Source organism: Gordonia sp. SL306, from assembly GCF_026625785.1.
GTDB lineage: Bacteria > Actinomycetota > Actinomycetes > Mycobacteriales > Mycobacteriaceae > Gordonia.
In genome coordinates, this window is the sequence record NZ_CP113063.1 from 3,317,156 (window position 1) to 3,329,785 (window position 12,630).

General features: G+C 64.3%; 13 protein-coding genes. 9 read left to right on the forward strand and 4 right to left on the reverse strand.

Annotated features, from left to right (window positions below; all coding sequences use genetic code 11):
* Window positions 1-40 precede the first annotated feature (40 nt).
* The 5 genes from OVA31_RS15145 to OVA31_RS15165 all read left to right on the forward strand — a co-directional run bounded on the left by OVA31_RS15145 (window position 41) and on the right by OVA31_RS15165 (window position 4,512).
* Window positions 41-1,234: an amidohydrolase family protein gene (locus OVA31_RS15145; protein ID WP_267627441.1), complete on the forward strand. Its 1,194-nt coding sequence runs from the start codon at window positions 41-43 to the stop codon at window positions 1,232-1,234.
* 26 nt (window positions 1,235-1,260) lie between these two features.
* On the forward strand, window positions 1,261-1,503 hold the full coding sequence (locus tag OVA31_RS15150; RefSeq protein ID WP_267631549.1) for a hypothetical protein: 243 nt from the start codon (window positions 1,261-1,263) through the stop codon (window positions 1,501-1,503).
* A gap of 75 nt (window positions 1,504-1,578) precedes the next feature.
* Window positions 1,579-2,859: an FAS1-like dehydratase domain-containing protein gene (locus OVA31_RS15155; RefSeq protein WP_267627442.1), complete on the forward strand. Its 1,281-nt coding sequence runs from the start codon at window positions 1,579-1,581 to the stop codon at window positions 2,857-2,859.
* Between the two features lie 67 nt (window positions 2,860-2,926).
* On the forward strand, window positions 2,927-3,694 hold the full coding sequence (locus tag OVA31_RS15160) for an SDR family oxidoreductase (protein WP_267627443.1): 768 nt from the start codon (window positions 2,927-2,929) through the stop codon (window positions 3,692-3,694).
* Window positions 3,695-3,750: 56 nt separating this feature from the next.
* Window positions 3,751-4,512 carry a crotonase/enoyl-CoA hydratase family protein gene (locus tag OVA31_RS15165; RefSeq protein WP_267631550.1) on the forward strand — a complete coding sequence of 254 codons (762 nt, stop codon included), beginning with the start codon at window positions 3,751-3,753 and terminating at the stop codon, window positions 4,510-4,512.
* An 83-nt stretch (window positions 4,513-4,595) separates the two neighbouring features.
* Here the strand turns inward: OVA31_RS15165 and OVA31_RS15170 are convergent, their stop codons facing one another.
* From OVA31_RS15170 to OVA31_RS15180, 3 genes are all read right to left on the reverse strand, one after another.
* Entirely contained in the window at window positions 4,596-5,132 is a 537-nt protein-coding gene (locus tag OVA31_RS15170; RefSeq protein ID WP_267627444.1) for a flavin reductase family protein, read from the reverse strand.
* A 34-nt stretch (window positions 5,133-5,166) separates the two neighbouring features.
* On the reverse strand, window positions 5,167-6,351 hold the full coding sequence (locus OVA31_RS15175) for a hydroxylase (RefSeq protein ID WP_267627445.1): 1,185 nt from the start codon (window positions 6,349-6,351) through the stop codon (window positions 5,167-5,169).
* Between the two features lie 128 nt (window positions 6,352-6,479).
* On the reverse strand, window positions 6,480-7,343 hold the full coding sequence (locus OVA31_RS15180) for an alpha/beta fold hydrolase (protein ID WP_267627446.1): 864 nt from the start codon (window positions 7,341-7,343) through the stop codon (window positions 6,480-6,482).
* Between the two features lie 402 nt (window positions 7,344-7,745).
* On the opposite strand from OVA31_RS15180, the gene OVA31_RS15185 reads away from it, so the two are divergent.
* Genes OVA31_RS15185 through OVA31_RS15195 form a run of 3 tightly spaced genes read left to right on the forward strand, consistent with a single transcriptional unit; the run spans window position 7,746 to window position 10,297 of the window.
* Window positions 7,746-8,357, forward strand: a complete 612-nt coding sequence (locus OVA31_RS15185) for a cytochrome c oxidase subunit 3 (RefSeq protein ID WP_267627447.1) — start codon at window positions 7,746-7,748, stop codon at window positions 8,355-8,357.
* 4 nt (window positions 8,358-8,361) lie between these two features.
* Window positions 8,362-8,631 carry a cytochrome C oxidase subunit IV family protein gene (locus OVA31_RS15190; RefSeq protein ID WP_267627448.1) on the forward strand — a complete coding sequence of 90 codons (270 nt, stop codon included), beginning with the start codon at window positions 8,362-8,364 and terminating at the stop codon, window positions 8,629-8,631.
* A 55-nt stretch (window positions 8,632-8,686) separates the two neighbouring features.
* On the forward strand, window positions 8,687-10,297 hold the full coding sequence (locus tag OVA31_RS15195; protein ID WP_267627449.1) for an FAD-dependent oxidoreductase: 1,611 nt from the start codon (window positions 8,687-8,689) through the stop codon (window positions 10,295-10,297).
* Between the two features lie 206 nt (window positions 10,298-10,503).
* Here OVA31_RS15195 and OVA31_RS15200 read toward each other — a convergent pair whose 3' ends face one another.
* Window positions 10,504-11,244: a hypothetical protein gene (locus tag OVA31_RS15200; protein ID WP_267627450.1), complete on the reverse strand. Its 741-nt coding sequence runs from the start codon at window positions 11,242-11,244 to the stop codon at window positions 10,504-10,506.
* A 245-nt stretch (window positions 11,245-11,489) separates the two neighbouring features.
* Between OVA31_RS15200 and OVA31_RS15205 the strand changes: the two genes are divergently transcribed.
* Window positions 11,490-12,518 (forward strand): VOC family protein, encoded by a 1,029-nt coding sequence (locus OVA31_RS15205; RefSeq protein ID WP_267627451.1) that lies wholly within the window; start codon window positions 11,490-11,492, stop codon window positions 12,516-12,518.
* Window positions 12,519-12,630 lie beyond the last annotated feature (112 nt).

A 12,630-nucleotide genomic window follows, 5' to 3' on the forward strand; every position in this document is an offset into this window, starting at 1 on the left:
TAGTTATCGTAAAACTGACTCGGCTCTCAGGAGGACTCTCATGCCGCTGCAGGATCACATGCACCTGATCTCGACAGACGATCACCTGATCGAGCACCCACGTCTGTGGCAGGACCGTCTGCCCAAGAAGTTCCTCGACGCGGGACCGAAGATCATCGAGAAGGAGATGCCGAAGTCCATTCACTCGGGCGACGGCGGCCGTGGCTCGGCGGGCACGAAGATCGCCGAGGTCTGGCAGTACGAGGGACGGATCTATCCCTACATCGGGCTCAATGCCGTCGCCGGGAAGAAGCCGGAGGAGTACGGCGCCGAGCCGACGCGGTACGAGGACATGATCCCGGGCTGCTACGAACCCAGCGCCCGGTTGAAGGACATGGACATCGACGGCGTCGAGGCCACGTTGTCGTTCCCGTCCTTCCCGCGATTTGCCGGCACCGTCTTCCTGGAGGGCGAGGACAGAGAACTGGCCCTGCTGTCGCTGCAGGCGTGGAACGACTACGTTCTCGACGAATGGTGTGCCACCGACCCCGACCGGCTGATCCCGCTGGTCATCCTGCCGATCTGGTCGATCGAGGAGTCGGTGAAGGAGATCTACCGGACGGCGGCCAAGGGTGCGCGCACCATCTCGTTTCCCGAGAACCCGCATCCGCTGGGGCTGCCGTCATTTCACACCGATCACTGGGATCCGGTCTACCGCGCCGCGGTGGAGACCGGTCAGCCGCTGTGTGTCCATTTCGGCACCTCGGGCAAACCTCCGATCACGGCGCCGGAGGCCCCGATGGCGGTGATGACCGCATTGTTCGGGTGCAACTCGATGTACGCGACGGCGGACCTCCTGTTCTCGCCGACCTTCCACAAGCACCCGGACCTCAAGTTCATGCTGTCCGAGGGCGGTATCGGCTGGGTGCCGTACATGCTCGAGCGGATGGACGGCGTGTGGGAGAAGCATCGCTTCTACCAGAACATCGATCAGTCGGTTCGACCCTCGGAACTGTTCGCCCAGCACATCTTCGGTTGTTTCATCGATGACGAGTTCGGCGTGGCGAACCGTCACGCGGTCGGCATCGACAACATCACGTGGGAGGGTGACTACCCGCATTCGGACTCCAACTGGCCCAACAGCCGGAAGATCGTGCACGACACCATGCGCGACATCCCCGACGACGACGTGCACAAGATGGTGGAGCGCAACGCCAGACGGCTGCTGAACTTTCCCCGTCGTTCGACGAATTGATCGCGATAACAGGACGGACCGTGACCATGGACGAACCGATCGAGCAGCGACCTGAAGACGACTGGGTGGACCAGGACCTGCTGACTCGCGAACTCGCGGGATCTCTTCTCGACGAGGAGATCGCTGCGGAACGAGACCGCATCGACCGGGTCGACCGGGGTGTCGGCGGCGACGACATCGTGATGAGCCGTGCCGACATGGCCCGTCGGCTCGCCGCGATGGAAGCAATACGCGCCGATGTGAACGTCAACGTGACCATCCAGTTCTGAGGCCCGGCGGCACGGCGGTTCACGCGGATAGCGCACCGGCCCATCTCAGTACCCAACAGTGGTGAAAGGTTAACCGTGAGTACGGAAACGGCTGCGAAGGCAGACGCGGAGGAGATCTACACCTTCAAGGACGAGGACATCGCACGCGCGCGGGACATCGTGGGCGTCTACCACGCAGTGCGAAAGCGCGAACAGTTCTCGCGGGCGAGCCCCGACATCATGCGGGCGTTCGCACGTGGCTACGGTGACGACAACCCGTTGTTCGTCGACGAGGACTACGGCCTCGACACACGCTGGGGGGCGCAGATCGCACCCCCGATGATCAACATCGCGGTGACCAAGGACCTGCTCGCCGATCCGATCCCGAAGGAGCAGCGACGACCGCCGTTTCGCGGCATCCACGTGTTCGTCTCCGGTAGCACGACCGACTGGTATCGGCCGGTCTTCGACGGCGACATCATCTACTCCTTCGAAGGTTTCGACAAGGTGGAACTGAAGGAATCGGAGTTCGCCGGACGCTCCCTGCTGGTGACCCGGATTCACGTGCAGTTCAATCAACGGGCCGAGATCGTCCAGATCCAGCGCGTGCTCACCATCCACACCGAGCGACACGAGTCGAAGAAGCGCAAGAAGTACGACACGATCGAGCGGGCCACGTACACCCCCGAAGAGATCGCCGCGATCGACGAGATCTATGCCGCCGAGCAACGTCGGGGCGCCGAGCCGCGATACTGGGAGGACGTACAGGTCGGCGAATCCCTCCCGACGATGGCCAAGGGCCCGCTAACGGTGACCGACATGGTTGTCTTCCATTCCGGTGGATATGGTTTCGCGCCCTACACGCCGTGTACAGGTCGGCTCTGGCATCAGAACCGGCAGCGCATCGGTGCCTTCTACATTCCCAACGAGCAGGGTGTGCCGGACGTGGCGCAGCGGATCCATTGGGATGCCGAATATGCCCGTTCGATCGGGCTGCCCGCGTCCTACGACTACGGGATGATGCGCGACTGCTGGCTCACACATGTGCTCACCGATTGGATCGGCGACGACGGCTGGATCGACTCGATGTCGAGTCAGATGCGCAGATTCAACTATCTGGGCGATACGCATACGTTCACCGGTGAGGTCGTCGGCAAACGGGTGGAGGACACCCGTCATCTCGTCGACATCGAATTCCGAGGCACCAGTCAACGCGACGAGGTGACATGCCCGGCGACCGCCACGGTGTCGCTGCCGAGCCGGGAGGCAGGGTTGGCCACGCTGCGTAAGCCGCCGGCCGAACTGGAGGCGATCGCCGCCCAGATGATCAAGCGGCACGGCGAATTACGCGCCGCCAAGCGGGCCGGGCAGGTCTGAGAGCACTGACCACCACGGGTCCCGGTCTTCCGGAACCCGTGAACGAGATTCGTGAAGGAGAATCGGGATGCGATTGACGGACCACACATTTTTGGTGACCGGCGGCGCCTCGGGCCTCGGCGCCGCGACAGCCGGGGCGATCGTCGATGCGGGTGGCCGCGTGGTCATCGCGGATCTGCAATCGTCAGACGGCAAGGCAACCGCGGAACGACTGGGACCGGCCGCGGTGTTCGCGCCCGTCGACGTGACCGACGAACAGAGCCTTGCCGATGCACTCGACGCCACCGAGGCCCACGGTCCGTTGCGCGGCGCCGTGCACTGCGCCGGCCGCGGCGGAGACCGCCTCCGTATCCTCGACAAGGCGGGAGATCCAGCGCCCCTCCAGAGTTTTCGCGATGTCCTGGAGGTGAATCTCATCGGGACGTACAACGTGCTGCGGCTCGCCTCGGCGCGCATCGCACGTAATGACCCGATCGACACCGAGCGCGGCGCCATCGTCCTGACGGCGTCGGTGGCCGCCTTCGACGGTCAGATCGGCCAGACCTCGTACACCGCGTCCAAGGCAGGGGTCCACGGCATCACGCTGGTCGCCGCACGGGATCTGGCCAGTGTCGGAATCCGGGTCAACACCATCGCCCCGGGCACCTTCGACACGCCGATGCTCGCCCGGTTGCGAGACGACATCCGCGACGGACTCGCGGCGTCGGTGCCCTTCCCCAAGAGGCTCGGTCTGCCAGAGGACTACGCGGGGATGGCGCTCACGTTGTTGCAGAACGCCTACGTGAACGGTGAAACGGTGCGTCTGGACGGCTCGATCCGGATGGCCCCGCGATGACCGATCAGGCCACGACGGCAGCTCAGGCCACGACAACGGATCAGGCCGGCGAGCAGGTGCCGGAAATCCTCACCGAGGTGACCGATGGCGTCCTGATCATGACCATCAATCGTCCGCGGCAACGCAATGCGATGACCAAGAGCGCCGCCGAGGAGCTCGCCGCCGCGCTGGATCGTCTCGACGACGACCCCGGCATCGCGGTCGGAGTGCTGACCGGTAGCGGGGGAACATTCTGTGCAGGAATGGATCTCAAGCGTTTTCAGCTCGGCGAGCGTCCGGTGGTGGAAGGGCGCGGGTTCGGCGGGCTGGTGCAGTCGCCGCCGGCGAAACCGCTGGTCGCGGCCGTCGAGGGCTGGGCGCTCGGCGGCGGTTTCGAGATGGTCCTCGCGGCCGATCTGGTCGTGGCGGGCGAGAGCGCCGCGTTCGGTTTGCCGGAGGTCAAGCGTGGCCTGATCGCCCGGGCAGGCGGCATCTTCCGGACACCTCAGGTGTTGCCGCGGGCGGTTGCGCTCGAACTGCTGTTGACCGGTGAGCCCATGAGCGCCACACAGGCGGAGCGCCATGGCCTGATCAATCGGGTGGTCCCCGACGGGCAGGCAGTCGAGGTGGCACGGGAACTCGCGTCCACGATCGCGGCCAACGCACCCCTGGCCGTCCGGGCGAGCAAGGCGGTGGCGCTGAGTTCGCGCACCTGGAACGACGACGAGGCCTTTGCGGGTCAGGTCGCGTTCACCGATCCGGTCTTCGCGTCCGAGGACGCGAAAGAGGGGCCGGCCGCCTTCGCCGAGCGGCGAGCGCCCCGATGGAAAGGGCGTTGACGATTCTCGTCAGGTGAGCAGTACGACGGATCGGCAGGCGTGATCTCACGCCTGCCGATCCGATGTGGTGGAGGCTCGGCAGGTCAACGGCCGAGATGGCTGTCCAGCAACAGCTGTGCGGTGGACGTGTAGTCGCCGTATCCGCCACGGAAGAAGAGCAGCGGGCGTTTCACGGATGCCACGGTCAGGTCCTGTATCCGACCCACGACGAGGAAGTGGTCGCCGAGTTCCACGGTCTTCTCGATGGTGCAGTCGACCCAGGCCACGACACCGTCGAGGATCGGGTTGCGGTACTCGGATTGCTCCCACTTCACCCCCGTGAACCGATCAGCGCCGCGCTTGGACATCTGACGGCACAGCCATTCCTGATCAGAGGCCAGAGCGTTGGCGCAGAACCGGCCCGCATCGAGGATCTTGGGCAGCGTGGTCGAGGACCGATCCACCAGAAACGAGACGAGCGGCGGGTCCAGTGAGACAGAGGTGAACGACCCCACCACCATTCCGGCCGGTTCGTCGGCGGTGACCATGGTGGTCACCGCCACGACTCCGGTGGGGAAATTGCCGAGGACGTCACGCAGGTAACGCGCCTCGAAGACCTGAGCAGTGTTGGGGTCGTCCATCGTTCCTGTCCTGTTCGTTCGGCGGCGGTCGCCCTCAGATGGTCACCAGCATCCCGGGTGGCGTCTCGAGGCCCATCTTGTGCAGGGAGTTCGAGTGGTAGGCGACACCGTCGACGTGGATCATGTGCTGCAATCCGACATGGGCGTCGCGCCAGTACCGCTGCATGGGACTGCTCTTGCGGATGGCGACGCCGCCCGATCGCGCGAAGATCTCGTCGAGCGCGGACACGGCCCGCCACGCGCACCGAACCTGGTTGCGACGCTGGTTCGATCGTTCCTCGGTGGTCGGGGTACCGCCGTTCTCGATGATGTCGTGTAGGCGGCCGATGCCCTCGATCAGCTGCACCCGCGACGCCTCGATCTCGGCGGCGGCCTCGCCTGCCGCGTGCAGCACGTAGGGATCGTCGCGGACCTGGACACCCGTGACCGCGACGCGGTCCTTCTGAATCGCGAGGTGGGTGGCCAGGGCGCCTTCACAGATGCCGATCACGGCGGCCGTGATGCCCAGCGGGAACATCACGCCGAAGGACAACTTGTACACCGCCTCCTCGCGTCCCGAACGTGCCGACGCGGTCCCGTCGGAGATGTCGCTCTGGGTGACGGTGCGATAGGCGGGTACGACGGCCTTGTCGACGACGACATCCTTGCTGCCGGTCCCGCAGAGCCCGACGACATCCCACGAATCGTCGATGAGCTGGTAGTCGGACCGGGGGAGTACGACGTGCATGACCTCCGGCGGCATCAGGGGTTTGCCCGACCCATCGCCCTTCATCGCTCCGAGGAAGTCCCATTGGCAGTGGTCGGAACCCGACGAGAACGGCCAACGCCCGCTGAGTACGAACGAATCGTTCTCGACCGGATCGGCGATGCCGTTGGGCATGTACGGCGAGGCCACCCAGGTGTCCGGGTCGTCGCCCCAGATCTCCTGCTGGAGGCGCCGGTCCATCTGTGCCAGCTCCCAGGGATGGACGCCGACGACGCCCGCGACCCAACCGGCCGCAGGGTCGTTTGCGGCGATCGCCATGACGGCCGCCGCGAAGTCGCGCGGATGCGCCGCATAGCCACCGAAATCGGTGGGCTGCAGCATCCTGATGACACCTGTCTGCCGGAGCAGGTCCGCTGTCTTGTCGCTGAGTTTGCCCAGCTTCTCGTTCTCCTCGGCCAGGGCCGCCAGTTCCGGGCCCAGCTCCTCGATGCGCTTGATGACTTCGTGTGCCATGCCGTCGTACCTCTGACTTCCTTCTCGTGCTTGTCCCCGCCCGGCGGCAGGATGTCCCGATTCTGTTTCGTCGGATCGTCGCGCGCCCGGTTCTGTCCGCTCAGTGGGAACTGCCGGCGACGACACGCTCATCTCGTTTCACGAGTGAGGAATTCGAGGACGACGCGTTCGAAGTCCTGCTTCTTCTCGACCTGAATCCAGTGCCCGCACTGGGAGAAGGTGTGCAACTCGACGTCGGGCAGCCAGCGGTTCGCGAAGTGCGCCTGGTCGTAGGGGAGCATCCGATCCTCTCGGCCCCACAGCATGAGTGTCGGCGTGGTGATGGAATCCGGACGCTTCCAGAGGGGCGTGTAGGTCTCGCGCAGGGTGGGGTTGAACATGGCACCGAAGATGGCTCGTGTCCGGTCGATGACGCCGTCGGCGGTGGCATTGCGCATCCGTTCGTCGACCAACTCGTCGGTGACGAGGGACTTGTCGTGAACCATGGTGTTGATCCACTCGACCATGCGCTCACGGGTGGGATCGGAGAGGAAGGCGAACAGTCGCTGGAAGCCCTCGCTCGGTTCGGTCTGGAACATGCTCACCGACATGCCTCCGGAGCCCATGATCGCCATGCGCTCGACCCGATCGGGGAGGTGTCCGGCCATCTCCGCGGCGATGGCTCCGCCCATCGAATTGCCGACGAACACCGCGGATTCGATGTCGAGCTCGTCCATCAGCCGTGCAATCCAGCGTGCGCCGGCGAGCGTGTACACCTCTTTCAGCTCGGGCAGGGACGTCCCGCCGAAGCCGGGGAGGTCGGGCATCACCACACGGAAATGCTCGGCGAAGAACGGGAGGTTGCGGCTGAAGTTCGACCATGCGGTCACACCCGGGCCGGAGCCGTGGAGCATCACGAGCGGACGACCTGACCCGGCCTCGTGATAGTGGAAATCGAGGCCGTCGATCGTCGTGGTGGCGGAGGTCGTCTCGTAGGTCAACTCGGCAGTCATGTCTTCCGGCCTCTCGTCGGGGTGTCACCGGTGCGGGTGGGTAGTGGAAAGCTTTTGTGGCACTGCTGTGTCCGATCACGTGCACTGCCTATCGCGGGTGCTCGACCGGCGTTCGGTACCCGAGACCTCAGACGCGACGTTAGGCCGCCGTGTGCACCGCGGGGAGGTCGATCCCGGACACCGGGACCGGTGAACCTGCGTCGTCCACGATCACCTGGTGCGCCCGGAATCGTTCCATCACTTATAGCACTTGTTCAACTATGAGAACCAGCGAATCCGATACCTGACCGGGAGGTCGTCGCCGGTCTCGCTCAGTGGAACTTATATGGGCGCCCAGGGGCAACCCGGCCACACTTGGTGAAGGCTTCGACTAGGTGAACCAGGTCAGGAGAGGGGCGGCGTGTGAGCGACGTGGTCGTCTCGGATCCGGAGGAGTCCGGAACGGGCGCGCCGAACGCGCCGCACGTCCCGGGGGAACAGGGGCTGTGGGTCTTCCTCCTGGGCGACATGGTGATCTTCGCGGTGATGTTCGTGGCCTTCCTTGCCGATCGCGCCAAGGACCCGGATCTGTTCGGGGCGGCTCGGGAATCGCTCGATCTCACCATCCCGGTGACGAACACGATGGTGCTGCTCGTCAGCTCGCTCGTGGTCGCGATCGGCCTGACGAGCGTGCGTTCGGCAGATCATCGCAGGGCGGCAGCGGTCTTCGCGATGGCGATGTCGTGTGCCATCCTCTTCGTCGTGCTCAAGGCCGTCGAGTACGTCCACCTCGTTCACGGCGGCGACGGACCGGATTCGAATCCCTATTTCATGTGGTTGTTCATCCTCACCGGCATCCACCTCTCCCATGTCGTGGTCGGTGTGGTGGTCCTCGGGATCCTGTTGCAGCGAGCACGTCGAGCGGTGCCGGCGGATGGCCGCGGGCGCATGTTCTACGAAGGGGGAGCGTGCTATTGGCACATGGTCGACCTGCTGTGGATGGTCCTCTTCCCGCTGGTCTACCTGGTGGCGTGATCGCATGACACTCAGCGAAGTCGTGGGCCGACGGTACGTACGGACGTGGCTGATCCTCGTTCTGTTGGCGGTGGTCATCCCGATCGTCAGTCGGCAGACCCACGCCGGAACGGCAGCGACGGTGGTGGTTCTCGCCCTTGCCGCATACAAGGTCCGGTTGGTGGGGCTCGACTTCATGGAGATCAGAAGCGCACCGAAAGGCTTGCGGTGGGCCTTCGAAACCTATTGCGTCGGACTGTGGGTCGTACTCGCAGGCGCATTTCTGCTGCTGTGAGCGGCGCGAGTGAATCCGGGCATCGGAGCAACGAGAGAAAACACAGGAGGAAGTCATGTCGGACAACGAAGAGAACTATGACGTCGTGGTGGTCGGATCCGGCGGAGGCGGGTTGATCGGCGGGTACATCGCCGCTTCCCGCGGCCTGCGGACCCTCGTCATCGAGAAGACGGATCAGGTGGGCGGCACCACGTCGTATTCTGGTTCCGGCCTGTGGTTTCCGGGCAGTGCGCCCACCAGGCGAGCGGGCATCGACGACACCGATGTGGAGGCGGCGCGACAGTACATGCGGAAAGCGGTGAACGATCCCGGCCGCGAGGAGTTACAGGATGCCTACCTGTCGGCCGGTATCGCGCTGATCGACGAACTCGAACAGAGTGAGTGGTTCCAAACGTTCGAACATCAGCCGGTCCCGGACTATCTCGACCATCTGGAGGGAGCGACTCCGCACGGTCGAAGCATCTTCCCACCGCCCATCGCGGTGAACGAGCTGGGCGACAAGGCTTCCATCGTGCGGAAGTCGATCTATACGGAGCGCTATGGGCACACCGAGGACGAGATGTTCGTCGGAGGGCGCGCCCTCATCGCGCGAGCGTTGTCTGCCTTCCTCGAGACCGGGAATGGCGTGCTCAAGCTGAACACCGCACTCACCGGACTCGTCGTGGATGGTGACCGGATCGTGGGCGTCGAGGCGCTGAGCGACGGCGAGCCGGTGCGGTTGCGCGCCGCGCGGGGGGTCCTCCTGGCGGCCGGCGGGTTCGAGCACAATGCCGAACTGCGAGCCAAGTACGGCACGTTGCCGTCCAATGCGGAGTGGTCCGACGGAGTCGACTCGAACGTTGGCGATGCCCTCGTGGCAGGCATCGCGGTGGGCGCGGAGACGGACCTGATGGACGAGGCCTGGTACGTGCCCGGCACCGTCCAGCCCGACGGAAAGCCGGTGTTCCAGAGCGGTATCCGCGGAGGTATCTGGGTGAACGGTGCCGGTGAACGATTCGTCAACGAGCTCCGTCCGTACGACCAGGCAGGCCATGTGATCCGCGACGGAGAGCGTGAGGCGGAAGGCTCGCACGCTCCCGCGTACTGGGTGTTCGACCACAAGGCGTTCGAACGAGACGGATTCGGTGGCAAAGGTCCTGATGTTCCGGTGTCGGCAGAGTGGTTCGAGTCCGGAGCACTCAAGAAAGCCGACAGCCTCGAAGAGCTCGCCGAGCTGATCGGCGTACCGCCCGCCGCGCTGGTCGATTCCGTGAAGACCTTCAACGGATATGTCGAGGACGGTGTCGACGAGGAGTTCCACCGGGGCGAGAGTGCCTGGGACCAGATGTTCCAGTTCATCGTCGGGTACCCGGCCCTGCCGGAGCAGAACTTCGTGGTTCCGTTGCCTGCTGAAGGTCCCAATCCGCTGCTGACGGCCACCGACACCCCGCCGTACTACGCGGCGACCATCCTGCTCTCCGATATCGGGACGAAGGGAGGGCTCAAGACCGACGCGAGCGCACGGGTGTTGGGTGCCGATGGTCAGCCCATCGGGGGGTTGTACGCGACGGGCAACACGATGGCGGCGATGTCGGGCCCGGTGTATCTGGGCGCGGGGACACCGATCGGGTCGTCGCTGGCCTTCGCCTACCGCGCCGCCCTCGACCTGGCGGATACCACGGAATGAGGTGACGTGTCGGCGTGACGGTCGGCCACCCACTTGAGCCACGGTTCCTCAGGGAACCGTGGCTCTTCGGTCTCTGACGGCTCGGTCTCCGATGGCTGCGCGATGCGGCCGATGTCGATCCCAGAGGGCAGCAACGAAAAGGTGCTCCCACGGAATCCGCGGGAGCACCTCGGTCGGGCCGGCGACGGGTGTGCGAGGCCCGCAGGTCAGACGAGGACGGGCACTGCCTCGTCGGCGGTCTCTGCTTCCTCGGACTTGACGGCCTTGAGGAGGAGAAGAGGTGTCGCCACCTTCCAGACCAGGTACGCGAGACACGGAAGCCAGAAGGCGAACAACCCATTCCAGGCCAGCGGTCCGGACGTGAACACATAGATGAACGCGCCCGGAGCGAGTACCACGGCGAGGATGAAGTTGAGGTAGGCGAACCAGCGCGGGAAGATCGGCTCGGTGCGTTTGTCGATGAGCACTGCGATACCGATCACGACGCACTGCAGGCAGAAGATGAATGCGAAACCGACGTAGGCGAAGTAGAACAGGTCGGTCATCAGCTGCAGGATCTCCGGTGACCTGTCCGCGGCGCGATAGGCGGCCGCCGAGAGGATGAACATCGGGTAGAAGAACCCGATCGGTGCCACGACACCGGTGAGGACCTGGGTCATGGTGAGCACTCCCCAGCCGCGCTCGATACGGCGCATCTGCCAACTGGTGGTCACCACGAAGAAGTATTCCAGCGGGATGACGAAGGAACAGATGACCGTGGTCCAGAGGATTCCGGAACGGTTGTCCACCATCCAATCCTTGACCTGCTGGCCCGACCATTCGGGGTCGATGGGTGGCTGGACCTTCGACAGCATGAAGAAGCACACGCCGACCACGGCCATGACGAGAAACCCCGACCACGCCGAGAAGCGTTGGAACTTATACAAGTAGCCCTTGTCTACATCCACTTCACCGTCTCCTTGGTTTGATTGTGGTTGTGCCGCTGCGAGAGATGGGTCGACAGACGGCGGACACATCACAGTGTGATGAACGCCGCACGGGTGCCAGTGCGCGATTCCGTTCACCGGGACGGGACCGACATGCGAACGCTCCGAGGCGTTCCCGGTGAGCGAGATCGTTTCTGTCCCGCGGGTACCGTGTCCCTACGCTTCTGGTCAGGTGCTTTGTCGAAAACGTGTGAGGAGAACGGATCATGACCGAAGCAGGGCCCGAACGGCCACGGCTCGCGCATTGTGGGGCCATCGCGCTGGGCACACCCAGACTCGAGACATCAGTCGGATTCTTTCGCGACATATTGGGTATGGAAGAAGTCGAAAGGGTCGGTGACACCGTCTATCTCCGTGGCTACCAGGAGATGAAGCACCACTCGCTCGTCTTGTTCCAGAACGAGACCGCGACCGTGGATTCGTACAGTTTCCGGGTACAACGGCCGCAGGACGTCGAGTTGTTCTACCACGAACTCGTCGCCCAGGACGTGGAGGTCGTCGAGCTGCCGTCCGGTCACCAATCGGGACGGGGCACCGCGATCCGCTTCCTGGTGCCGCACGCGGGTCATGCATTCGAGCTCTACTACGACATCGAGGCCCCGAAGGCCCCGGAGGAGATCCGCTCGAAGCTGCTCAGCAATTCGTCGCGGCGTCGTGGCCTCGGCGTCCGCCGGCTCGATCACTACAACATCCAGGCCAATCTGGAGAACGTCGGCAAGGCCGAGGAATGGCTGCGCGAGAACATGGGATTCAAGCGGCGCGAATTCGTCTACATGCCGGAGGCCGACGACATGCTGATCGCGTCGTGGAACTCGGCGACCTCGCAGGTCCACGATCTCGCGATCGCGATGAGCATGACCGGCGAGGACGCCCAGCTCCATCACGTCGCCTTCAACATCGAGAACCACAGCGATCTGCTCGTGGCGGCGGACACGCTTCGTGATCTCGACGTCAAATTCCATTGTGGGCCTGGAAAACACGGCATCGGGCAGGCAATGTACCTCTACCTCGAGGAGCCGGGTTCCGGACACCGGATCGAGCTTTACTCCGGTAGCTACCACATCTTCGATCCGGATTGGGAAGCACTGGGATGGACGCCCACCAATCCGGACGGGATGACGTGGTTCGGTCAGGAGCTCGACGTCACGCAGGGCGGCTCGATGGCGTCATCGACCGATTCGGTGTCGTCGGTGACGTCACTACTCGGTCAAGCGGCGGCGGTCGGGCAGGCCTGACGCCCGTTGCGAGAGAGTCTGACGCCGTGAGCAATTCGGAATCTCGACCACCGGGATGCTGGCTGACCGTGTGTTCGGACCCTCTTTAATCTGACCGAAGACCCGCGGGCAC